Consider the following 22,562-nt stretch of genomic DNA (forward strand, 5'->3'; position numbering starts at 1 on the left):
TACGACGACCAATAATCAAATATTAAGTGAGGACATTATGTCGACTGACCACACTGCTAAAGAAGACCAAGAAACTCCCCGCCCAAGTTTGAAAGCGACCATGATACCTATTGTGTTTATGGCGGCATCATTGGGCATTTTTATCGGCTATTTCGAGACGGATCCGCACTTGCCACTTTTTTTGAGTGCGATTGTCGCGACGATAGTGGCTATTGCGACGGGTAGTCGCTGGAAGCATCTCGAAGCGGGAATCATGCGCTCTATTGGCCTGACCACTCAGGCGATTGTGATTCTCATCATTATCGGCACCATTATTGGCTACTGGATTGCCGGTGGCATTGTGCCCACCATGATCTATTACGGGCTGAGTATTCTGGCACCGGACTACTTTTTGGTCGCGGCGTGCCTGATCTGCTGCTTGGTATCGCTGGCTGGCGGTAACGCCTGGACGGCGGCCGGCACTATTGGCATCGCTCTGATGGGGGTCGGTGAAGGACTAGGCCTTAATCCGGCGATGGTAGCCGGCGCCGTGATCTCTGGGGTTTATTTTGGCGACAAGATTTCTCCGCTTTCCGAAACTACCAACATGGCGCCAGGTGTCGTCGGTGTCGATCTGTTTGAACACATTCGCTATATGCTCTACACCACGGTTCCTGCGCTTGCAGTAGCGCTGGTGCTTTACACCATTCTTGGTCTGAACATGACGCCTTCCGGCGATGGCGCGACACAAGTCGCCGAGTTGCAGCAGAGCTTAAATGAGCTCTTTATCATTAGCCCCTGGCTGCTGCTAGTGCCTGCGGCAGTAATCGTGATGATGATCAAAAAGGTGCCGGCTATCCCTGCGCTTGCTGTTGGTTCGCTAATGGGGATCGTCTGCGCGATTGTGGTTCAGGGTGTGCCTCTAGACGATAGCTTCACTATTTTTGTGGAAGGCTATTCGGTAGACACTGGCAATGTCACGGTGGACGACCTGCTGACCAACGGCGGTACTGACGCCATGATGTGGACGGTTTCATTGATCATCATTGCAATGAGCTTTGGCGGGATTCTTGAGTCTGCGGGTTTCTTTCGCACTATTGTAGAAAGCCTGCTTAAACTGGCCAAGACGACTGGCAGCTTGATCGCTACCACGGTGGCGACGGCGATGACCGCTAATGTAGTAGGTTGTGATCAGTATTTGAGCATTATCCTACCTGCCCGTATGTATGCCAACGAGTTCCAGCGTCGCTCGCTTAAGCTGAAAAACCTTTCGCGCACGGTAGAGGATGCCGGCACCATGACATCACCGCTAGTACCTTGGAATACTTGTGGTGCCTTCATGTTTGCCACGCTTGGTGTCAGTGCTTTCAGCTACGCGCCCTATGCCTTTCTAGCGTTGCTTAGTCCGCTATTTGCCATTCTTTACGGCTTTACCGGTTTCCGGATTGCTTACGAAGACGTACCGCAAGAGGCTGAAGTGGACTCTGGCTTGGCTGATGCTCGAAGTGCTTGAGCTGAGCACGATGGTGCACACCGATTAGGCGAATTATCTTTTACCGGAAGTACCCTTTTAATTAAGTTTTTGCCCCACAGCCGTGGGGTTTTTTTTGCGCTATTATGTGCCCTCAATAGATAGTCGAAATAACCTAATTCACTTATTGAGAGGGAGTGAAACAAGCATGTCGGATGACGTGGGTGCGAGTTTGCGTTCCTTGCGCAAGCAGCGGGGAATTTCGCAGCGTGAGCTGGCAAAGCTATGTGGAGTTACTCACTCTAGTCTTTCGCTGATAGAGCAGGGAAAAGTTAGCCCGTCAGTCAGTTCCCTGAAGAAAATTCTGAACGCATTTTCCATAAGCGTCGGTGATTTTTTTACGATGGACCTTGATAGTCAGGAGCAGGTTTTCTATTCGGCTGATGAGCTTGTTGATATCGCCTCTGGTGATATTTCCTACAAGCTTGTAGGAGCGAATCGGCCTAATCGCGCGTTGGCATTTATGGTTGAGAATTATCAACCGGGCGCTGACACAGGGCAGGCGATGATTGCTCACTACGGTGAAGAGGCTGGCTTCGTCATAGAAGGTGAAATCGAAATCATCGTGGGAAGCACCGCTAGACGCTTAGGGCCGGGTGAATCGTATTATTTCAAGACAAGCGTTCCGCATCGTTTCCGAAATACCGGAGATGCACCCTGTAAGATAATTAGCTGTGCTACACCTGGTAAGACGTTCTGACATTACTGGCTTATATTGTGCGGCAACTGTTGCAGCAATGATGGCGCGCAAATCGCTTGGACTCTGCTGCAACGCTAGCGGGTGAGCAGAAAGACCCCTTGCAAGAAGTAGAAGACCCCAATACCGGTGACGATCCAGCGGGTCCAGGTGCGGAAGTTGGCATCGGTGAGGCGGTGTAAAATGCGGTTGCCGGTGTGGGTACCAAAGATCGCAAACGGCGCCGCTAGCAGGACAATGCCCCACTCTCCGGCACTAAGCGACATGGCGGCACCCAGGTAGAAAATGATTTTAATGCTGTGCGCCACCACCTGAATCATCGCCTTGGTGGCGACTACCTGACGTCGATCCATGCGAGAGCGCACAAAGAAAATATCAATAAGTGGCCCGGAAACCCCCGCCGCAATTGTCAAACCGCCAGAAGCGATACCACAGCACAGCGCGTGGCTGGCGCGGTTGGCATCCAGGTGAAACCAGCGCTTGGGCATCCATACCAAAATCGGCATCAGGCCTATCAAAATCGATACGCTGGCGGCGTTAGGGCTGTAGTTGAACAACAGCAGCAAGCCAGCGGCACTCAATACGCCAAGGGTCATAAAGGCAACGATACGCCAGACAATATAGCGCCGCGATAGCCATGCCCGTGACCCATTCGCGGTGAGCTGTATTACGCCGTGCACCGCCATTGCCGTGCCTGCAGGAAAGATCAACAGTAGAAACCACAGCAGTACCAAACCGCCCGCCATGCCAAATACGCCAGAGAGCATCGACGTAAAAAACACCACACTAACCAGGGCTGCACCAATCCATAGTGACATCGTCAGATCCCTTAACTACGACAGAACGGCCATACCTGATAAAACTTGCGGCATTGGAATTCCGCTTCGCAGCTGTTGAGTTGCGATTGGTAGCGGCTGGCCCGCGTGGCGACTTGGCTGGCGGCCCGCTGTACGGCGGGTTTACCACGGTAGCTGCCGCGCTGATAGCCGCCTGCGCCTTCGTGATAGGCCAGGTAAAGGTGTTCAGGGTTGCTGAGTGAAACGCCGGTTTGTTCGCGGGTGCGTTGGTTGTACCAGCCAATAAAATCGGTGGCGTGTTTCATGTGCGTGCGGCGGGAAAATAGCCCGCCTACGTCATCTTCGTATTCACTCCACACAGGGTCTTGGGCCTGGGCGTAGCCTTTGGCTGAAGAAGGTCGCGGGCCGGGGATAAAGCCCAGGTAGTACTTGCGGTCTGGTCGAATGTGGCTACGAAACGACGATTCCTGCTGAATAAATGACATCTGGGTGGCGATCGGCGTGCCCCACTTCTCCTGAGACTCTTGGGCGTAGTCATACCAGCTGGGCTGTTCGCGGAAAATCTCGCAGATGTTGCTTTGATCCTCGGGTGGGTTGGGCGCGAAGGTAGCGCAGCCCGAGAGCGCCAGAACTAGGCCTAGCGGCACCCAACGGCGAAGCGTAGCGAAAGCCGGCCAGTGGCGAGCGATAAATCCATCAACAGGGCGGGGCATGACAAAGTCCTTGTGAATAAATTGTTATCGTTAAATGAGTGGCTGCTCACAAATCGCACGCTAGCGTAGCAGGCTCTCTAAGCAACGGCGTAATCGCTGGGCTTCGCGCACCAATGTTTCCCCCGAAAGCATTCCCACGCCCATTACCAGACCAACCCGTGGGTCGTGTTTGGCGCATACGGGGCTAAGTGGACGCACAACCAGATGTTCTTTTAACAGTGCTTGGGCGATCTGCACATCATTGATACCCGGCTCAAACTCAACACATAGGCTGATGGCGCTGCTCGGCGGTGAGACGCTGCGCACCTGTGGCAGCGAGCCTAGCTGGTCATGCAGTACCTGCTGGCGGCCTAAATAGTCACGCTGGATACGGCGGCACCAGGCGTCCAGGTCACCATCAAAAATGAATTGCGCCAGTACGGCCTGATCAAGCATGCGCCCTTCGCGGAAAAGCTCGCTGCGTAGGCGGTTCATTGGCCCTGCTAGATGATGCGGTACGACCAGGTAGCCCAAGCGCAAGCCAGGAAACATCATCTTGGAAAACGAGCCGACCAGCAAGTGGCGCGCCGAGTGCGCATCGAAGAGCAGGTTAGCGTGATCGTCGCGGTTAAATTCGTAGTCGTCTTCCACCACGTAGCTGGGCGACAAGGCATCACAAAGCTGTTGCTTATGCTCGGCGCTGGTGGGCACGCTCAGTGGATAGTGGTGGGAACCGGTCAAGTAGGCCAGTTTTATCGGGCCGGTATCGGAGGGCAGCGAATGCCCGTTACCGGGCTGCCACGCCAACATCTGGATGTCTAACCCCGCAGCGGTAAACACATTGCGCGCCCCCCAGTAACAAGGCGACTCCATTGCGACGGTATCGCCCACATCGGCCAGCGCCATGGCGCACAGCTGGATCCCGTTATGAGTGCCGTCGGTGATAATAATTTGCTCGGTATCGCAACTGATGTTGCGCCAGCGCGCCAGAAAATCGCGTATCGCACGTTTAAGCGGCCCATAGCCGCCGGTGGAGTAAGACAGCAGCAGGGCATTCTGCGGCACGGTGACACTGGCATACAGCTGCCGCCACTTGCGCATCGGAAACTGGGCAATATCGGGAATGCCGGGGACAAAGGCCCCACTTTGAATCATGCTGGCGCCGGGGCCGTCTAGTACGCGCTGGGCGCGCTTTGAGAGTTGGGTGTTGACTGGCAATGTCGTTGCAAGAACCGCCGGCTTGCAGGTCCAGGTCCCCTGGCCGTGGGCGGTTTTAAGCAATTGCTCCTCAAGTAACGTGCCGACTGCTTGCGCCAGGGTTTGGCGAGACACCCCCACAGCACTGGCCAGGGCACGGTGGGAAGGCAAGCGCAGCCCAGTAGGCCATTGATGGGTAATCGCCTGGCGCAGTGCCAACTCGATACGGACTTGCTTACTCAACTGTTCAGGCTGGTGTGCATAAAGCTGTTCAAAGTGGTGCAAAGCCTCCGTATGGTCCATTTTGAAAGTCTCCTGTCGCACTTTAAGCCGGCAATGATCGGGTGTTACTACGAAAGTCGAATGCAAGTTGCGCACTAATTTGGTGCGCCCAGAAAGTGGTCTAGTCGAACGCCAAAGTGGTGCATTCGCGTTCTGCCCGCTGCCTGCTAGCGTGTGGTTATTCCGTTAAAGCGGAATCGGGATACTGCGCCTCAGAGCGCCCATGACAACATCCAATAACTTGCAGGACTCTGCGCTATGACAACGTCTTCTTCAGAACAAGCCAAACTCGTCCGGGTGCTGGCCCGCGGCGACGTACTCGCCCTGGCATTTGGCGCCATGATCGGCTGGGGCTGGATTGTCCTTACCGGCACCGCCATTCAATCTGCTGGCAGCGTAGGCGCCATTCTAGCCTTTATCATTGGTGGTTTAGCGATTGTTTTAGTCGGCCTAACCTATGCTGAGCTTGCTTCGGCGATGCCTAAAGTCGGCGGTGAGCATGTTTACAGCTACCGCGCGCTAGGCCATTGGCCCTCTTTCTTCTGCACATGGGCGATCATATTAGGCTATCTAAGCGTGGTGGCGTTTGAAGCCGTCGCGCTGCCAACAGTGGTCGAGCATCTTGCGCCCAACTACGCCGTCGGCCACATGTGGACCATTGCTGGCTGGGAAGTTAAAGCCACCTGGGTGGCAGTGGGCGTTGGCGGCTCGCTTGCCATGATGATCATCAACTACTTTGGCGTGAGCACGGCCGCACTGCTGCAAAAAGTGGTCACAGGGGTGATTCTGCTGGTGGGGGTGATGTTTGTTACCGGCTCCCTGTTTGAGGGCAGCACCGCCAATATGATGCCTCTATTTTCACAGTCTGAGGGCAGTGTGATATCCGGTATTATTGCGGTTATCGTGATGGTGCCGTTCTTGTTTGTCGGCTTTGATGTCATCCCACAAGCCGCTGAAGAGATCAACTTGCCTTACAAAGCCATCGGCAAAGTGTTGATGGTCTCGGTGATTTTGGCGGTGGTGTGGTACTCGCTGATTATCCTAGCCACCAGCCTGGCGCTGGATAACGAAGCAATCGGTGCCAGTTCGCTAAGCGTGCCCGACGCCATGGAGAGCCTGTTCAATGCTTCATGGGCGGGTAATCTGATGGTGATCGCCGGTATCGCCGGGATCATTACTAGTTGGAATGCCTTTTACATCGGCGGTTCGCGGGCTATCTACGCACTTGCCAATGCGGGCATGCTGCCAGCCGTCTTCTCCAAGCTACATCCGCGCTATAAAACGCCCACCAACGCTATTTTCTTAATGGGCTTTCTGTCCTGCCTTGCCCCGTTATTCGGCCGCCCCGCGCTGGTGTGGATCGTCAATGCCGGTGGCCTGGGGATTGTACTCGCGTACCTGTTTGTGGCGGTGTCTTTCATGGTGCTTCGCGTACGCGAGCCGGATATGCCCCGTCCGTTCAAAGTGAGTTACGGCAAGCTATGCGGCACCTTGGCCGTCGTGCTTTCGTTTGGCATGGCCTGCCTTTACCTGCCGGGAAGCCCAGCAGCATTGGGCACTGCAGAGTGGATCATCCTTGCCGTATGGACGCTACTGGGGATCGGGTTGTACTTCCATGCGCTGCACACTTATGGGCGCGACTACAGCGATCGCCACATGAAAGCTGAGATGTAAGCCGACCCAAAAGATTTCTGGAGAATGTCATGAGCTTTATCGATCAGTGGTTGCACGACGCGGTTCCCGCTCTTGTAGGCGGCGAGTGGCGCACAGGCAAGCAAACCTTTGCGGTGGATAACCCCGCTACCGGCGAAATCATTGCCCGGGTGGCTGATATGGACGCCGACGATACCCGTGACGCGGTGGCTGCTGCTTATAACGCTGGTGCCGCTTGGCGCGCTACCCCAGTGAAGCAGCGCTCGGCGCTGTTACGCCGCTGGTTTGAGCTTATCCATGAGCACGCCGACGACCTGGCCCGTTTGATGACCCTGGAGCAGGGCAAACCGCTGGCGGAAGCCAAAGGCGAAGTGATCTACGGCGCCTCGTTCATCGAGTTCTTCGCCGAAGAAGCCAAGCGCATGGCCGGGGAAACCCTGCCCAGCCACGGTGCCGACAAGCGCCTGCTGGTACTGCGCGAGCCGGTGGGTGTCGTCGCGGCGATTACCCCCTGGAATTTCCCGCTGGCGATGATTACCCGCAAGTGCGCACCGGCTTTGGCCGCTGGCTGCACCGTGGTCATCAAACCCGCAGAGGCGACACCGTTAACGGCGCTTGCCGCCGCTTATTTGGCGCTGGAGGCGGGCCTGCCCGCAGGCACCATTAACGTGATTACCGCGTCAGCACCGGCCGCAGTCGGTGAGGTGCTCACCACGGATTCACGTGTGCGCAAGGTGTCGTTTACCGGCTCGACCCCGGTGGGCAAACACCTGCTGGCCCAGTGCGCCAGCACGGTGAAGAAAACCGCCATGGAGCTGGGCGGCAATGCACCGTTTATTGTGTTTGACGACGCCGATGTGGATGCCGCCGTTGACGGTGCGATTGCGTCTAAATTCCGCAACGCCGGGCAGACCTGCGTGTGTACCAACCGCTTTTTGGTGCAGGACGGCATTTACGATGCGTTTGTCAGCAAGCTCACCGAGCGTGTGAATGCGTTAAAAGTAGGTGATGGCCTGGCAGAGGGCAGCATTATCGGCCCGCTGATCAACCAGGCGGCGGTGGATAAAGTGCAGCGCCACGTCGATGACGCGATGAGTCAGGGAGCCAAGCTGATGTGTGGCGGCAAGTCCCACGCCGCAGGCGAGCGCTTCTTTACCCCCACGGTACTCGCCGATGTCACTACCAAGATGGCGGTAGCCGACGAAGAGACGTTTGGCCCGGTAGCGCCGGTGTTCCGCTTCCAGCGCGATGAAGAAGCTATCGCCATGGCCAACGATACCCCGTTTGGCCTGGCGGCCTACTTCTACGCCACGGATTATCGCCGCATTTGGCACACCATGGAGCAGTTGGAGTACGGCATGGTCGGCGTCAACGAAGGGCTGATCTCCACCGAATTGGCGCCGTTTGGCGGCGTGAAAGAGTCCGGCCTGGGCCGCGAAGGTTCACACCATGGCCTTGATGAATTTACCGAACTGAAATACGTCTGTGTTGGCGGTTTATAAAGAGAACGATGATGACGAACCAAGAACTGAACGAACTAAAAAACCGCTTTGTGGCCAACGGTGCTGCGACGCCCACCACCCAGTTTGCCGAGCATGCTGAAAACGCCGAACTGTGGGATGCCGACGGCAACCGCTGGATCGACTTCGCGGGCGGCATTGGCGTGCTCAATCTGGGCCACCGCCACCCGAAAATCGTCGCCGCGGTAGAAGCGCAACTCAAGAAAGTCATGCACACCAGCGCCGCGGTGATCTCCTACGCGCCCTATGTGCAGCTGTGTCAAAAGCTCTGTGAACTTACCCCGGTGCGCGGCCCCGAGCGCAAGGCGATGCTGGTGAACACCGGTGCCGAAGCGCTGGAAAACGCCGTGAAGATTGCCCGCGCCGCCACTGGCCGCACCGGCATCATTACCTTCGACGGCGCCTTTCACGGCCGCACCATGATGACCCTAGCGATGACCGGTAAGGTGCTTCCCTACAAGAACGACTTCGGCCCGATGCCGGGCGACGTGTTCCGCGCACCGTTCCCCAATCCGCTACATGGCATTAGCGAAGAGGCGTCGCTGGACGCCATTCGCACGCTGTTCAAGACCGATATCGCCCCGCACCGCACAGCGGCCATCGTGATTGAGCCGGTACAGGGCGAAGGCGGCTTCTACATTGCCTCACCGGGCTACTTAAAAGCGCTGCGCGCGCTGTGCGACGAACACGGCATTTTGCTGATCGCTGACGAAGTGCAGTCCGGCTTTGCCCGCACCGGCAAGCTGTTTGCGTTGGAGCACAGTGGCATTGAGGCGGATATTCTCACCACCGCCAAGAGCCTGGCCAACGGCATGCCGCTCTCGGCTGTCGTTGGTTCTGCCAAGGTGATGGACGCCTCCGGCCCCAACTCACTGGGCGGCACCTACAGCGGCAACCCGCTCTCCTGTGCCGCGGCGCTGGCGGTGATCGAGGTGATTGAAGAGGAAGATATCCTGGCCCGCAGCGAGCAGATGGGCAAAATGCTGGCCGAGCGTTTCGCGGTATGGGAAGAGCGCTTCCCCGCCGTTGCCCACGGCCGCCAGCTAGGCGCCATGGCGGCCTTTGAACTGCTTAACAGCGACGGCAAGCCGGACGCGCAGATGACCGGCGCGCTATGCGCCAAAGCGCGTGAGAAGGGCCTGATCCTGCTCTCCTGCGGCTTCTACGGCAACAGCATCCGCATTCTGGTGCCGCTGACGGTGTCTGTCGCCGTGCTGGAAGAAGGCTTGAGCATTATCGAGCAGTCTTTGGAAGCGCTTAGCTAATACCGTTTAAGCAGCACTAAACCCGCCATCGTCAAGCAGTGAAAGCTGTTGGCGATTGGCGGGTTTTGTTATGCGTTGAAAGCTCATAGCTGAGATAGTCATTCGCTCCCAAGGCCTTGTGCTAAGCTGGGTTTGGCAGGTTAGATGAGAAAAATAGCAATACAGGTACCCTCCAACGTATCGCAGGCACGGCGACGCCTTTTTCATTGCGGCTTCGCCTCCATTACAAAGCCGCGCGTGCTGCGGGCGTTACAGCGTCACTGCTTACGCTTAATATCGCGGTAGAAGTTTTCGTGTGAGCCTAGTGCCATCAGTTCAAGGACAAGAGTGCCATCATCAAAACTGTAGCCGAGTAGCGTCAGTTGCTTGTTCATCTTGAACTTATGGACTCGCAGGAAGGCTAGGTCCCCTTTCTTTTGTTCTCCGATGTTAGGGTTGGCCATAAGCTCCTTAACGGCCAAATCAAGGTCCTCTTTCTGGTTAGGCTTGAGCTTCTTTACCGCTTTTTTGAATGTAGGTGTCTGTAAGACACTCGTGGCTTTAACCAAAATCGTAGGCCTCTAGCTTTCCGGCGTCTCGTTCTGCCTGCGCGATGATGGCCTGCCTTACAAACTCGTAGGGTAAGTCGGGGTTATCTTCCATGATTTCGCCGATTTTTGCCCAATGTTCTATTTGCTTGGGCGGGGTCCGATTAAGCGCCTTGGCCATAATGGTTGCCTTTTCAATTAGCTTTTGATCTAAGCGAATGCTGTTCGTAGCCATTTGTACCTCCAAAGTTGGGTTTTCTTGAATGTAGCAATACGCAACAATTGATGCAAGTTGCTACAAAGTTCTGTTGTCGGGCTGTGTTTCCGCTGGCGCTCTAAAGCAGCTGCAAAGCGCGGCGTTAGGCACTTTCCTGTCAACTGAGTAAGCACATATCGGCCGTTCCTCAAACGAGACGCAGGATGGGTAGCGTTTGGCGGCATTGCTGAAGAAATTCACTAATAATATCAGCGATGTGGCGAATTTTAGGCTCCTCCTCATGGCGCATATGCCATGCCGTATTGTTCCCCGATGTGGCCGCGCCCTCTGTTGACAAGCTAGCTATAGCTAAGCGGTAACAGCTACCTATCCTTCCAACCCGCCGTCATCAAACAGCGAGAGCTGCTGCCGATTGGCGGGTTTTGCTTTTTTAGCGCGCTGCTTTGAAGGCCGACGCTGGCTAGCCAGCTTATCCACAATCGCTTGGCTGGCGTCTCGGGCATCCGGGGTGCGACGCAGCTCGTACAGCATCTTCTTCCAGTGGCGCGCCTCACACTCAAAGTCGTTGGGCAGCGGGTAGTGCTCGCCGGGCTGAAAGCCGAATCGCTGGTGCAGGCTTTCCGGCAGCGCCCAGGGTTTGGCGCGCCACTCCAGCGGCAGGGCAGTTAACTCCGGCACCCAGCGGGCGATGAACTCGCCGGTGGGGTCGTTATCCTCCGCTTGCTTGATGGGGTTGTAGACCCGCAGCGCGTTGGTGCCGGTAGCGCCCGCCTGCATCTGCACCTGAGGGTAGTGAATGCCCGGTTCGAAGTCGGTAAACAGCCGCGCCAGGTGGAGGGCGGGTTCACGCCAGTGCAGCCCTAAACCAAAGGTGGCGTGGGAAATCAGCATGGCGCGCATGCGAAAGTTAATCCAGCCGGTGGCGATCAGGCTGCGCATGCAGGCATCCACCAGCGGCACCCCGGTTTGGCCGCGCTTCCAGGCAATCAGGTTGGGGTGGTCGGGGTCGCGTTCGCGCAGGCCGCACAGTGCCGGGTGCAGCGTCTGGTACTCGATACTGGGCTCGCTTTCCAGCTTTTGAATAAAGTGGCAGTGCCAGTAAAGCCGCGAGGTAAAGGCGCGCAGCGAACGGGCCCAGGCGGTATCGTCGACGTGCTTTTGCCGCTGGCGGCGCAGTGATTGGACCACTTCGCGCATGGAAAGCGTGCCCCAGGCCAGGTGGGGCGACAGCCGCGAGCCAAATTCCCAGGCAAGCAAAGGTTTAGACAGCGATCCACGATAGCGCCGCCCGCGCTGGTTGATAAAGCTGCGCCATACTGCGCGGCCTTCGCGACGACCGCCTGACTGGCGCTCGGGGCAGGGCGTGGTATCAAATCCCAGCGTTAGGTTATGAAGCTGCTCAACGTCGATGTGATGAAAGGCTTGCCATCCTTGGGCCACTCGCGCGTTTTGCGGTGCAGAAAAGGGTGCCGCCGCCATTAGCGTTTCCCAATGAGTTTCCCAGCGAGTTTTGTGCCCGATGCGGCTGGTTAGACCCCGCACCACTCCCTGTTGGCGAGCCTCCTGCCACGTAATGCCATGTTGACGACACCATTGGTTAACGTTTTTATCGCGTTCAAAGCTCCAGGCGTTGCCGGTTCCCTGGTGGGAGTGAAGGGTAAAGTGGCTGTAGTGCACTTGCAGGGCGTTCAGCAAATCGACAATATCGCCCTGCCAAATACACAGCGGCAGGCCCAGCGTCTCCAGGGCGTTGGAAAGGTCGATAAGTGAGTCAGCGGCAAACTGCCAGTGGCGCAGAGCACTGTCGGGTGCTTGCCACTGTTCAGGTTCGATCGCAAAGATGGGCAGGACCGGGCCCGCCGCTGCCGCATTGGCAAGCGGTGCGTGGTCATGGATACGTAAATCGCGCTTAAACCAGACGACCTGAAGGTGTGTGTTCGCCATACGCCCCCGAGTGGCAAAGGGCTATCCGCCGTTACGCCTTGACGTTACCATCAAGCTACCGTTTGCGTAATCAACCTAGCGCTACCCAACCCGTAGGAGAGACACAATGTATATTGCCATGAACCGTTTCCGTATTGCCCCCGGCCGCGAAGAGGACTTCCTAGAGGTATGGCGTAACCGTGACTCTCACCTGGAAGAAGTGCCGGGCTTCAAACAGTTCCAAATGCTGCAAGGCGAAAGTCAGGAAGATCACACCGTGTTTATTTCTCACAGTGTCTGGGAGTCGGAAGAAGCCTTCCGCGACTGGACCAAGTCAGAGGCGTTTCGCAAGGCTCACGCCAATGCCAAGTCGCCCGAAGGGATTTACCTTGGCCCGCCCAAGTTTGAAGGCTATGAGGTGGTGCTCTAAGGCCATTCATTAACTAGACGTCATCAAATAAAGTGTCATAGGCATGGCCGCCAATCAGACCTTTCTGCTGAGCGATCATAGCCCACGGTTTGAAAGCGACATCGAGCGTTTAATTTGCGACGCGTTGCTGGCTTTTCGAGAGAAAATTTGTCGCGTTTTAAACTATTCGTGCCAATATACGACTAAAGAGCAGTACCCATGTGTGGGTGAGAATTTGACGCCGCACAGGGAAGCCGAACAACGCCAGCGACACCTAAATCAACAAGAAAATTTGATGACGTAAAGGTGACCGAGGTAGTAAAGATGAGTTCTCATCAAGCAAATGACCAGACAGCACCGCTCAATCGTACAGGCGAACCGCAAACCCTGGGCTTTCTACTGTTAGATAACTTCACATTGATTTCTCTGGCATCCGCAATAGAACCTTTGCGGATGGCCAACCAGTTGGCCGGCCGAGAGCTGTATCGCTGGTATACCCTGACCCAGGACGGCTTGCCCGTGCGCGCCAGCGACGGCTTACAGGTGACGCCGGACGCCTCTATGCATACCCCGCTGTCGCTTGAGTGGGTGGTCGTTTGCGGCGGGGTAGGCCCGCAGCACAGCGTTACCCGGGAGCACGTGCGCTGGCTTCAGTCGCAGTCGCGCCAACTAAAACGGTTAGGCTCGGTATGTACGGGCAGCTGGGCGCTGGGGCAGGCGGGGCTGCTCGATCACTATCAAACCAGCGTACACTGGGAGTGCTTGGCTTCCATGCAGGAGGCTTTTCCAAAAGTCGTTCTGACCCCGCATTTATTCTCTATCGACCGTGATCGATTCACCGCCTCTGGTGGCACCGCACCGCTGGATATGATGCTCAACCTGATTGCCCACGACTATGGACGCGAGCTTTCGGCAGGCATCTCAGAGATGTTTATCTATGAGCGCGTGCGTACCGAGCAGGATCAGCAGCGTGTGCCGCTCAAACACGTGCTGGGTACTGCCCAGCCCAAGCTGTTGGAAATCGTCGCCTTGATGGAATCCAATCTTGAAGAACCGATCGAACTCGATGAATTGGCACGTTACGTTAATGTGTCCCGTCGCCAGTTAGAGCGGTTGTTCCAACGCTACCTGCTCTGCTCACCGTCTAAATATTATCTCAAGTTGCGGTTGGTACGGGCACGGCAGTTGCTTAAGCAAACCTCCTTATCGATTATTGAGATCGCTTCCGTTTGCGGTTTCGTTTCCACGCCTCATTTTTCCAAGTGTTACCGTGAATACTTTGGCGTGCCGCCGAGAAACGAGCGTCTGGGTGGCTATGATCGCCAAGGCAATAACAGTCAGCCGTTACCTTTAATCAGGCAGTGGGGAAGCAAGCCGACAGCCAACGAGCCGTCATCAGGTGCTCAGCAGGCGCTTGCCAATGCACAGGGCGAACCTACTTTTGCCAGCGTGTTGTTGCTGGACTAATCTCCACTGCGCAAGCAATGCTTATAACGTGCTACCCGTTGCCGGGTAGCACGTTTTTTATGATCGCTACTGGCTATTTTGGCGTTATTCGGCGGCAATGTTGGCAGAAGCACGCGTAGTGGTCGTGTTCAAGACACAATGACGTTTTTGGAATTTCCGCTGTCGTTTCCAAGAGCAGTTCACCCCAACGTCAGCGCTATGCTCGCTACATTCATCAATGTTGCTGGAGCTTAGCCATGACCCCCACCGAACTGCACGATGACGCTATCGTCATCGATGGTCTGATTATCGCCAAATGGAACCGTGAGCTGCTTGAAGACATGCGGCGCGGCGGGCTTACTGCCGCCAACTGCACGGTCTCGGTGTGGGAGGGGTTTCAGGCCACGGTCGATAACATTGTCGCCTCCAACCAGCTGATGGCGGAATGTAGCGACCTGGTACGCCCCGTGCGAACCACCGCGGATATTACCCGCGCTAAAGAAGAGGGCAAAACGGGCATTATCTACGGCTTCCAGAACGCCCACGCCTTTGAGGACCAGATCGGCTATGTCGAGATCTTCAAGCAGTTGGGCGTGGGCATCGTGCAGATGTGCTACAACACCCAGAATCTGGTGGGTACCGGCTGCTACGAGCGCGACGGCGGGCTCTCCGGATTTGGTCGCGAAATCGTCGCCGAGATGAACCGCGTCGGCATCATGTGCGACCTTTCCCACGTGGGTGCCAAAACGTCCGAAGAAGTCATCCTCGAGTCCAAAAAGCCGGTCTGCTACTCCCACTGCCTGCCCTCAGGTCTCAAAGAACATCCGCGCAATAAATCCGATCAAGAGCTGAAGTTCATTGCCGACCACGGCGGCTTTGTCGGCGTCACCATGTTTACACCGTTCCTCAAGAAGGGTGTCGATTCGACCATCGACGATTACTGCGAGGCCATCGAGTACATCATGAACATCGTCGGTGAAGACGCCATCGGCATCGGTACCGATTTCACCCAGGGGCACGACCAAGCGTTCTTCGAGTGGTTGACCCATGACAAGGGCTACGCCCGCCGCCTGACGGACTTCGGCAAGATCATCAACCCCGAAGGCATTCGCACCATTGGTGAGTTTCCCAACCTGACCGAGGCGCTACTGAAGCGCGGAATGAGCGAGTCCCAGGTGCGCAAGATCATGGGCGAGAACTGGGTGCGGGTATTGAAGGATGTATGGGGTGCCTGATTGAACTGAGACCGACACTGGACGCGATCGGGGCGTCGGGGATAGGCCGGAGAGGAGGTTCTTCGCCATGGATGGCGAAGGTAGCGCCCAGGGATGGGTTCACAGCGCCTCCTCGCAGGTCTATCGCCGAACCAGCCCCGAGACTGCCAAGCCAGATGTATTGAAGAACAATGATTTTGAGGAATATAACCGTGACCAAACTGGCCCCTGCACTGCCCATCGAAGTGGATAGCGAGACCGGCGTCTGGACAAGCGACGCCCTGCCGATGCTGTATGTACCGCGACACTTCTTTATCAACAACCATGTGGCCGTCGAAGAGGCGCTGGGTGCCGAGAAGTATGCCGAGATCCTCTACCACGCCGGCTACAAGAGCGCCTGGCACTGGTGCGAGAAAGAAGCCGAATGCCATGGGATCGAGGGCGTGGCCGTCTTTGAGCACTATATGCTGCGCCTCTCCCAGCGCGGCTGGGGACTCTTTATTACCGAGCACATCGACCTCGATGCCGGTACAGCGAGCGTGCGTCTAGAGCACAGCGCCTTTGTTTACCAGCTGGGCAAGACGGGAAAAAAAGAAGAGTACATGTTCACCGGCTGGTTCGCCGGGGCTATGGACCAGATCCTCGCGGCACGTGGCAGTTCACTGCGCACCGTCGCCGAGCAGACCCAGAGTGCCGCCGAGCCTGACTGCGATGTGGGCATCTTTGACGTCAAGCCGCTGACCGACGGCGCCCGCTAACCCGGCTACGAGGAGAGAACATCATGGCATTCGACGCAATCTTCGAGCCGATCGACATCGGCAAGCTGACCATCCGCAACCGCGTGGTCAGTACCGCTCACGCCGAGGTGCATGCCACCGACGGCGGCATGACCACCGAGCGCTACGTCAAGTACTACGAGGAAAAGGCCAAGGGCGGCTGCGGCCTGTGTATCTGCGGTGGCTCGTCGGTGGTGTCCATCGACAGCCCCCAGGGCTGGTGGAGCTCGGTAAATCTTTCCACCGACCGCATCATCCCGCACTTCCAGAACTTGGCCGATGCCGTGCACAAGCATGGCGGCAAGATCATGATCCAGATTACCCATATGGGACGCCGCTCGCGGTGGGACGGCTTTGACTGGTCGACCCTGCTATCGCCCTCGGGTATCCGTGAACCGGTGCACCGCTCCACCTGTAAGACCATTGAGGAAGAGGAGATCTGGCGCATCATTGGTGACTTCGCCCAGGCCGCGCGCCGAGCGAAAGAGGGCGGGCTCGACGGTGTCGAACTGTCTGCCGTGCACCAGCACCTGATCGACCAGTTCTGGAGCCCAAGGGTCAACAAGCGTACCGACGAGTGGGGCGGGAGCTTCGAAAATCGTATGCGCTTCGGTATGGAAGTGCTCAAGGCGGTGCGCGCTGAAGTGGGTGACGACTTCTGCGTCGGCATGCGGATCTGTGGCGACGAGTTCCATCCGGATGGCCTCTCCCACGACGACATGAAGCAGATCGCCGCCTACTACGATGCCACCGGCATGGTGGATTTCTTCGGCGTGGTCGGCTCCGGTTGCGACACCCACAACACCTTGGCCAACGTCATTCCTAATATGTCCTACCCGCCAGAGCCTTTCCTACATCTGGCGGCAGGGATCAAGGAAGTGGTGAACGTGCCGGTGATCCACGCCCAGAACATCAAGGATCCCAACCAGGCCCAGCGTATTCTCGAAGGGGGCTATGTCGATCTGGTCGGCATGACCCGGGCACATATTGCCGACCCCCACCTGATCGCCAAGATCAAGATGGGCCAGATCGACCAGATTAAACAGTGCGTGGGCGCTAACTACTGCATCGACCGCCAGTATCAGGGCCTTGATGTGCTGTGTATCCAAAACGCCGCCACGTCCCGTGAGTACATGGGGCTGCCGCATATCATTGAGAAGACCGAAGGCGCCAAGCGCAAAGTCGTGGTGGTCGGCGGTGGCCCTGGCGGTATGGAAGCAGCGCGGGTCGCTGCGGAGCGCGGTCACGATGTCACTCTGTTTGAGGCTGCTGACGCTTTGGGCGGACAGATCACCATTGCCGCCCAGGCCCCACAGCGCGATCAGATTGCCGGTATCACCCGCTGGTTTCAGTTGGAATTGGCTCGGCTGAAAGTCGATCTGCGCCTGGGCACCCGCGCCGATGAGGCGACCCTGCTCGACCTGCGCCCGGATATCGTCGTGCTGGCCACCGGCGGCCAGCCCTTCCTCAGCCAGTTCCCGGAGTGGGGCTACGACGAGAACCCTGAGGAGAGCCTGGTGGTCAGCACCTGGGATATCCTCAGCGGCAAGGTCGCCCCGGGCAAGAACGTGCTGATTTATGACGCCATCTGCGAGTTCTCCGGCGTCTCGGCGGCGGATTACCTGGCCGACAAGGGCGCCAAGGTGGAGATCGTCACCGACGATATCAAACCCGGCGCGGCGGTGGGCGGCACCACCTTCCCCACCTACTATCGCAGCCTCTACGAGAAAGAGGTGATCATGTCCTCGGACCTGATGCTGCACAAGGTCTACCGCGAGGGTGATGGCCTGGTGGCGGTGCTCGAGAACGAGTACACCGGTGCCCTGGAAGAGCGCGTGGTGGATCAGGTGGTGGTCGAGAACGGCGTGCGTCCCGATGAAGCGCTTTACTACGCCCTGAAAGCCCAGTCCCGCAACAAAGGACAGGTGGACCTGGAGGCGCTGTACGCCATCAAACCGCAGCCGTGCCTGGTTGATGAGAAAGGCGAGGAAGGCGATGGCTTTCTGCTGTTCCGCCTGGGCGACTGCACGGCACCGCGAAATACCCATGCGGCTATCTATGATGCCCTGCGGATCTGCAAGGACTTTTAACGCGAGCTTGAAGCAGGGGATCTGGGCGCCGGTAGCGGGCTGTTGCGAGGGTTGTTTGCCATGGATGGCAAACGTAGCGCCCAGGGATGGGTTTACAGCGCCCTCGCAACAGCCCGCTACCGGTATTCCCGGATGCGATCGCTAGTTGTTCCAGCCATGAGGTGAGCACCATGCTCGAAACGCTCTTGCCGATATTAATCTTCACCGCCCTGGCGCTGGCGGCGATCGGCGCTGTACGCCGTATACGCCTGTGGCGTCAGGGGCGCCCCTCGCCGGTCAATTTCTTCAAGGGGTTGGCGGCCGTGCCGCGCCGCTATCTGGTGGATCTGCACCATGTGGTGGGGCGCGACAAGATGATTTCCAACACCCACGTGGCTACCGCCGGTGGCTTCGTGGCGGCCGCCGTGCTGATGATCCTGGTGCACGGGCTGGGGCTGGCAAGCCCGATCCTGGGAGGGCTGCTGCTGCTGGCCAGCACCTCCATGTTTATTGGCAGCCTGTTTGTCGCGCGGCGGCGCATTAATCCCCCCGCCCGGCTCTCCAAAGGTCCCTGGATGCGCCTGCCCAAGAGCCTGATGGCGTTCTCGCTGGGCGTCTTTCTGATCACGCTGCCCACGGTGGGGCTGCTGCCCGAAGGTCTGCTTGAAGGAAGCGGCAGCTGGCTGCTGGCGCTGGTATTGGCGGGCGTCGTGGCCTGGGGCCTGGGGGAAATGTTTTTCGGCATGACCTGGGGCGGGCCCATGAAGCACGCCTTCGCCGGCGCCCTGCACCTGGCCTTCCACCGTCGCGCCGAGCGCTTCTCCACGAAAAATGGGGGCGTCGGCCGGTCGACGGGCCTCAAAGCGCTCGACCTGGAAGATGAAGCAGCGCCCCTGGGCGTGGAAAAGCCCGCCGACTTCACCTGGAACCAACTGCTGGGCTTCGACGCCTGCGTGCAATGCGGTCGCTGCGAGGCGGTGTGTCCGGCGTTTGCCGCCGGTCAGCCGCTCAACCCCAAGAAGCTGATCCAGGACATGGTGGTGGGCATGGCCGGGGGCAGCGATGCCGCCTATGCCGGCTCTCCCTACCCTGGCAAACCGGTAGGTGAACACGCGGGCTCGCCCCATGGGCCCATTGTGGCGCTACAAGGCAAGGCGCTGGTCGACGCCGATACGCTATGGTCATGCACGACCTGCCGCGCCTGCGTGGAAGAGTGCCCGATGATGATCGAGCACGTGGATGCGATCGTCGATATGCGCCGCCACCTGACCCTGGAACGGGGCAAGACGCCCAACAAAGGCGCCGAGGTGCTCGACAACCTGATCGCCACTGACAATCCCGGTGGTTTCGACCCCGGCTCGCGGCTCAACTGGGCGGCGGATCTCGACCTGCCGCTGATGGCCGATATCAAGCAGGTCGACGTGCTGCTGTGGCTGGGTGATGGCGCCTTTGATATGCGCAACCAGCGCACCCTGCGCGCCCTGATCAAGGTGCTTAAAGCCGCTGAGGTAGACTTCGCGGTGCTGGGTAATGAAGAACGCGACAGCGGCGATGTGGCACGGCGTCTGGGCGACGAGGCGACGTTCCAGTCCCTGGCGAAACGCAATATTGCCACCCTGTCCAAGTATCAGTTCTTGCAGATTGTGACCTGCGACCCCCACAGTTTTCATGTGTTGGGTAACGAGTACGGCGAACTGGGCGGTCCCGATGTTAATGCCAACTACAAGGTGCGTCACCACAGCACCTTTATCGCCGAGCTGTTTGAAGCCGGTCGGCTGTCCTTTGCCCCCTGGAAGGGCGGCAGCGTCACCTATCACGACCCGTGCTACCTGGGCCGTTATAACGGCGAGTTTGAGGCGCCCCGCAACGTGCTCAAGGCGCTGGGTATCGAGGTCAAGGAGATGGAGCGCTCCGGCTTCCGTTCGCGCTGCTGCGGTGGCGGTGGCGGGGCACCGATCACCGATATTCCCGGCAAGCAGCGGATTCCCGACATGCGCATGAACGACGTCAAGGAGACCGGGGCCGAACTGGTCGCGGTGGGCTGCCCGCAGTGCACCGCCATGCTGGAAGGTGTGGTGGATGCCAGCGCCGAGGTGCGCGACATCGCTGAGCTGGTGGCCGATGCGCTGGTTGAGCGCCCCGCCGCCGATGCGCCCGACGCGTCCCGCCGGCCGGCAGCAAACGCAACGGCTGAAGAGGTGACCGTATGAGCGAGATTATACGTCGCGATCCGCGTCGCGAGTGGATCGCCCGGAACCGTCTGCATCCCGACTACGCCACGGTGCTGGCTGCAATGGGCGGTGGTGCGACCAGCGAATGGATGGGCCCCAACGGCGTGGTGCGCAAGGACCCGCGTGCCATCGGCTTTATCGGCCCCAATGGCGTCAGGCGGATTGACCGTAGCGGCCTCCAGCAGGGCGGGCAGTCACCCGCCGCCGCTGCGGCGGCACGCGATAGTCGGCGCACGGTGACCATTGAGCAGCCCGCCTTCCTGGTGGCCGTGGTGCCCGACATGACCGGTGGACGTCTCTCCGGTCACGACAAGGACCTGCTGGGGCTGGCCCGGCGCGTGGCGGATGCCGACGCCGACCAGCCAGGCGCCGTGGTGGCGATCCTGTTCGGCGAGCACAAGGAAGACGCCCTAGGCGAAGCCGGCATCGATTGCGTCGTGCACCTTGAGGATGAGCGCTACGCAGGCTTCGCCCCCGAGGCACGCCTGGCGGTGTTAAGCGCCGTCGAGCGGGAGATGGCGCCGCGTTTCTGGCTGCTACCGGACTCTCCGCTGGGCGGTGCCGATCTGGGGCGGCGGCTGTCCCTGCGTCTGGGCGAGCGGGCCGCCACCGGGGTGTGGCAGATTGAGGCCGACCAGGACGCACCGCTTGGCTGGCAGTGTACGGCCCGGGGCGGCGCCGGAAGCCTGGATATTCAACGGCCTCTACCGCGGGTGGCGCTGGCGCTGGCCGAGTGTGCCGAGCCGGTGGACGAGACCCGCCACGCAGCCGAGCACCTGACCCTTTCGGCGTCAATTCCCACCAACTTGTCCCGCATTGAAGACCTGGGGCAGGTGGCGGTGGACCCCGCCGGCGTGGCGCTGGACGAGGCCGAGTTCATCCTTTCCGGCGGCAACGGCGTCAAGGATTGGGAGGCTTTCCATCACGCTGCGAACGTCCTCGGCGCGACCGAAGGCGCGTCACGCGTCGCGGTGGACGACGGCTTCATGGCCCGCGACCGGCAGGTGGGCGCGACCGGTACCTGGGTCACTGCCCGGGTCTATGTGGCGGTGGGCATTTCGGGCGCTATCCAGCACCTGCAGGGCATTCAGCGCTGCGACAAGGTGGTGGCGATCAACCTCGATCCGGGGTGCGACATTATCAAGCGCGCCGACCTGGCGGTGATCGGCGACAGTACCCAGATCCTGGCCGCGTTAGTGGACATGGTGGAACAGCAGCGGGGAGGGCAGCGCGATGCAGCCTGAACGACAGCAACAGGGAATCGACGTGGCGGTACTGGTCTCCATCGGTCGCCACCCAACCACCGGTCGCCCGCGGCGCGCCGAGCAGGATGCCCGGGGGCTGGAGCTTGCACTGGCCATGGAGGCGGATCTGCCGGATATGCGGATCAGCGTGCTGCACGCGGGTCCTCAGGATGATGACAGCGAAGCCGCCCTGCGCGGCTACTTAGGTATGTCCACAGGCGCTGGCATGGGGCTTGAGTCCATGACCCTGCTCGAGCAGCCCGAGGGCAGCGACGCCATTCCCGCGCTGGCGGCGCACCTGGCGAACGCCGCGCCCCAACTGGTGATCACCGGCGCCCGGGCGGAGCGCGGTGAAGGGTCGGGGCTTTTGCCCTATGCCCTGGCCGAGCGCCTGGGCTGGCCGCTGGTGAACGGTCTGGCAGCGGTCGAGTCGGTGGAAAACGGCGTGGTGACGCTGCTTCAGGCATTGCCCCGGGGGCAGCGTCGCCGACTCCAGGTGCGCCTCCCGGCCATCATCAGCGTGGACGAAGCGGCCCCGGCGGCTCGCCAAAGCGCCTTCGGTCCGGCGCGTCGGGCCACCTTCGCGTTCGCACCCACCAATCCTGAAGCCGACAGCGAGCTGGCGCAATGGCAGCTGGCCCCCGCGCGTAAACGGCCCAAGCGTCTGAAGATCGTCAAATCCGCTTCGGCCAGGGATCGCTTCAAGGCGGCAGCCGCCAAGTCGGAGGGCAAGGGCGGGCAGGTGCTCACCGACGTGACCCCCGAGCAGGGCGCCGAGGCGATCTACAAGCTGCTCAAGGAAGAGGATGTACTGCGCTGACGTTGCTTGCGCATCACGCTGCTAACCCTCTTTCAAGCCCGCTTTGGCGGGCTTTTCTTTTGTTGAGGCGTGC

Annotated in this window: 20 protein-coding genes; 14 read left to right on the forward strand and 6 right to left on the reverse strand. The window is 58.9% G+C overall.

Translation table 11 applies throughout. The annotated features are described in order from the left end of the window. Positions 1–37: 37 nt before the first annotated feature. Both nhaC and GA0071314_RS01750 read left to right on the forward strand, forming a co-directional pair. A complete protein-coding gene (gene nhaC / locus GA0071314_RS01745) occupies positions 38–1,492 on the forward strand; it encodes a Na+/H+ antiporter NhaC (RefSeq protein WP_074395029.1) in 1,455 nt (484 codons plus the stop codon). 166 nt (positions 1,493–1,658) lie between these two features. Continuing rightward, positions 1,659–2,210, forward strand: coding sequence for a cupin domain-containing protein (locus tag GA0071314_RS01750; protein ID WP_082934174.1), 552 nt, complete (start codon positions 1,659–1,661; stop codon positions 2,208–2,210). A 74-nt stretch (positions 2,211–2,284) separates the two neighbouring features. Here the strand turns inward: GA0071314_RS01750 and GA0071314_RS01755 are convergent, their stop codons facing one another. From GA0071314_RS01755 to GA0071314_RS01765, 3 genes are read right to left on the reverse strand one after another with little or no spacing between them, the layout of a single operon-like run. After that, positions 2,285–3,025 (reverse strand): sulfite exporter TauE/SafE family protein, encoded by a 741-nt coding sequence (locus GA0071314_RS01755; protein ID WP_074395030.1) that lies wholly within the window; start codon positions 3,023–3,025, stop codon positions 2,285–2,287. Positions 3,026–3,036: 11 nt separating this feature from the next. Further along, positions 3,037–3,717 carry a transglycosylase SLT domain-containing protein gene (locus tag GA0071314_RS01760; protein WP_074395031.1) on the reverse strand — a complete coding sequence of 227 codons (681 nt, stop codon included), beginning with the start codon at positions 3,715–3,717 and terminating at the stop codon, positions 3,037–3,039. 60 nt (positions 3,718–3,777) lie between these two features. Next, positions 3,778–5,196 (reverse strand): aminotransferase-like domain-containing protein, encoded by a 1,419-nt coding sequence (locus GA0071314_RS01765; RefSeq protein ID WP_074395032.1) that lies wholly within the window; start codon positions 5,194–5,196, stop codon positions 3,778–3,780. 237 nt (positions 5,197–5,433) lie between these two features. On the opposite strand from GA0071314_RS01765, the gene GA0071314_RS01770 reads away from it, so the two are divergent. Genes GA0071314_RS01770 through gabT form a run of 3 tightly spaced genes read left to right on the forward strand, consistent with a single transcriptional unit; the run spans position 5,434 to position 9,613 of the window. Then, positions 5,434–6,849, forward strand: a complete 1,416-nt coding sequence (locus tag GA0071314_RS01770) for an APC family permease (RefSeq protein ID WP_074395033.1) — start codon at positions 5,434–5,436, stop codon at positions 6,847–6,849. Positions 6,850–6,878: 29 nt separating this feature from the next. Beyond that, positions 6,879–8,330, forward strand: coding sequence for an NAD-dependent succinate-semialdehyde dehydrogenase (locus GA0071314_RS01775; protein WP_074395034.1), 1,452 nt, complete (start codon positions 6,879–6,881; stop codon positions 8,328–8,330). An 11-nt stretch (positions 8,331–8,341) separates the two neighbouring features. Continuing rightward, positions 8,342–9,613 carry a 4-aminobutyrate--2-oxoglutarate transaminase gene (gene gabT / locus GA0071314_RS01780; protein ID WP_074395035.1) on the forward strand — a complete coding sequence of 424 codons (1,272 nt, stop codon included), beginning with the start codon at positions 8,342–8,344 and terminating at the stop codon, positions 9,611–9,613. A 257-nt stretch (positions 9,614–9,870) separates the two neighbouring features. Here the strand turns inward: gabT and GA0071314_RS01785 are convergent, their stop codons facing one another. The 3 genes from GA0071314_RS01785 to GA0071314_RS01795 all read right to left on the reverse strand — a co-directional run bounded on the left by GA0071314_RS01785 (position 9,871) and on the right by GA0071314_RS01795 (position 12,301). After that, positions 9,871–10,161, reverse strand: coding sequence for a type II toxin-antitoxin system RelE/ParE family toxin (locus tag GA0071314_RS01785; RefSeq protein WP_074395036.1), 291 nt, complete (start codon positions 10,159–10,161; stop codon positions 9,871–9,873). Then, a complete protein-coding gene (locus tag GA0071314_RS01790; RefSeq protein WP_074395037.1) occupies positions 10,154–10,375 on the reverse strand; it encodes a TA system antitoxin ParD family protein in 222 nt (73 codons plus the stop codon). Before GA0071314_RS01790 ends, GA0071314_RS01785 begins: the two co-directional genes overlap by 8 nt. 348 nt (positions 10,376–10,723) lie before the next feature. Beyond that, positions 10,724–12,301 carry a cryptochrome/deoxyribodipyrimidine photo-lyase family protein gene (locus tag GA0071314_RS01795; RefSeq protein WP_074395038.1) on the reverse strand — a complete coding sequence of 526 codons (1,578 nt, stop codon included), beginning with the start codon at positions 12,299–12,301 and terminating at the stop codon, positions 10,724–10,726. A gap of 106 nt (positions 12,302–12,407) precedes the next feature. On the opposite strand from GA0071314_RS01795, the gene GA0071314_RS01800 reads away from it, so the two are divergent. The 9 genes from GA0071314_RS01800 (at position 12,408) to etfB (ending at position 22,489) form a co-directional block, all read left to right on the forward strand. After that, a complete protein-coding gene (locus GA0071314_RS01800) occupies positions 12,408–12,710 on the forward strand; it encodes an antibiotic biosynthesis monooxygenase family protein (RefSeq protein WP_074395039.1) in 303 nt (100 codons plus the stop codon). A 43-nt stretch (positions 12,711–12,753) separates the two neighbouring features. Then, complete coding sequence (locus GA0071314_RS01805) at positions 12,754–12,993, forward strand: hypothetical protein (RefSeq protein WP_074395040.1); 240 nt, start codon at positions 12,754–12,756, stop codon at positions 12,991–12,993. Positions 12,994–13,013: 20 nt separating this feature from the next. Then, positions 13,014–14,156 carry a GlxA family transcriptional regulator gene (locus tag GA0071314_RS01810; protein ID WP_074395041.1) on the forward strand — a complete coding sequence of 381 codons (1,143 nt, stop codon included), beginning with the start codon at positions 13,014–13,016 and terminating at the stop codon, positions 14,154–14,156. Between the two features lie 236 nt (positions 14,157–14,392). Then, on the forward strand, positions 14,393–15,370 hold the full coding sequence (locus tag GA0071314_RS01815) for a dipeptidase (RefSeq protein ID WP_074395042.1): 978 nt from the start codon (positions 14,393–14,395) through the stop codon (positions 15,368–15,370). Positions 15,371–15,561: 191 nt separating this feature from the next. Then, positions 15,562–16,107: a DUF5943 domain-containing protein gene (locus GA0071314_RS01820; RefSeq protein ID WP_074395043.1), complete on the forward strand. Its 546-nt coding sequence runs from the start codon at positions 15,562–15,564 to the stop codon at positions 16,105–16,107. 23 nt (positions 16,108–16,130) lie between these two features. Next, positions 16,131–18,215 (forward strand): dimethylglycine demethylation protein DgcA, encoded by a 2,085-nt coding sequence (dgcA, locus tag GA0071314_RS01825; RefSeq protein WP_074395044.1) that lies wholly within the window; start codon positions 16,131–16,133, stop codon positions 18,213–18,215. Positions 18,216–18,385: 170 nt separating this feature from the next. Next, positions 18,386–20,404, forward strand: a complete 2,019-nt coding sequence (locus GA0071314_RS01830; RefSeq protein ID WP_074395045.1) for a (Fe-S)-binding protein — start codon at positions 18,386–18,388, stop codon at positions 20,402–20,404. Then, positions 20,401–21,669, forward strand: coding sequence for an electron transfer flavoprotein subunit alpha (gene etfA, locus GA0071314_RS01835; protein WP_074395046.1), 1,269 nt, complete (start codon positions 20,401–20,403; stop codon positions 21,667–21,669). The genes GA0071314_RS01830 and etfA overlap by 4 nt, the downstream gene beginning before the upstream one ends. Beyond that, on the forward strand, positions 21,659–22,489 hold the full coding sequence (gene etfB, locus GA0071314_RS01840; RefSeq protein WP_074395047.1) for an electron transfer flavoprotein subunit beta: 831 nt from the start codon (positions 21,659–21,661) through the stop codon (positions 22,487–22,489). The genes etfA and etfB overlap by 11 nt, the downstream gene beginning before the upstream one ends. Positions 22,490–22,562 lie beyond the last annotated feature (73 nt).

Origin of the sequence: Halomonas sp. HL-93 (assembly GCF_900086985.1) — a bacterium.
Lineage (GTDB): Bacteria > Pseudomonadota > Gammaproteobacteria > Pseudomonadales > Halomonadaceae > Vreelandella.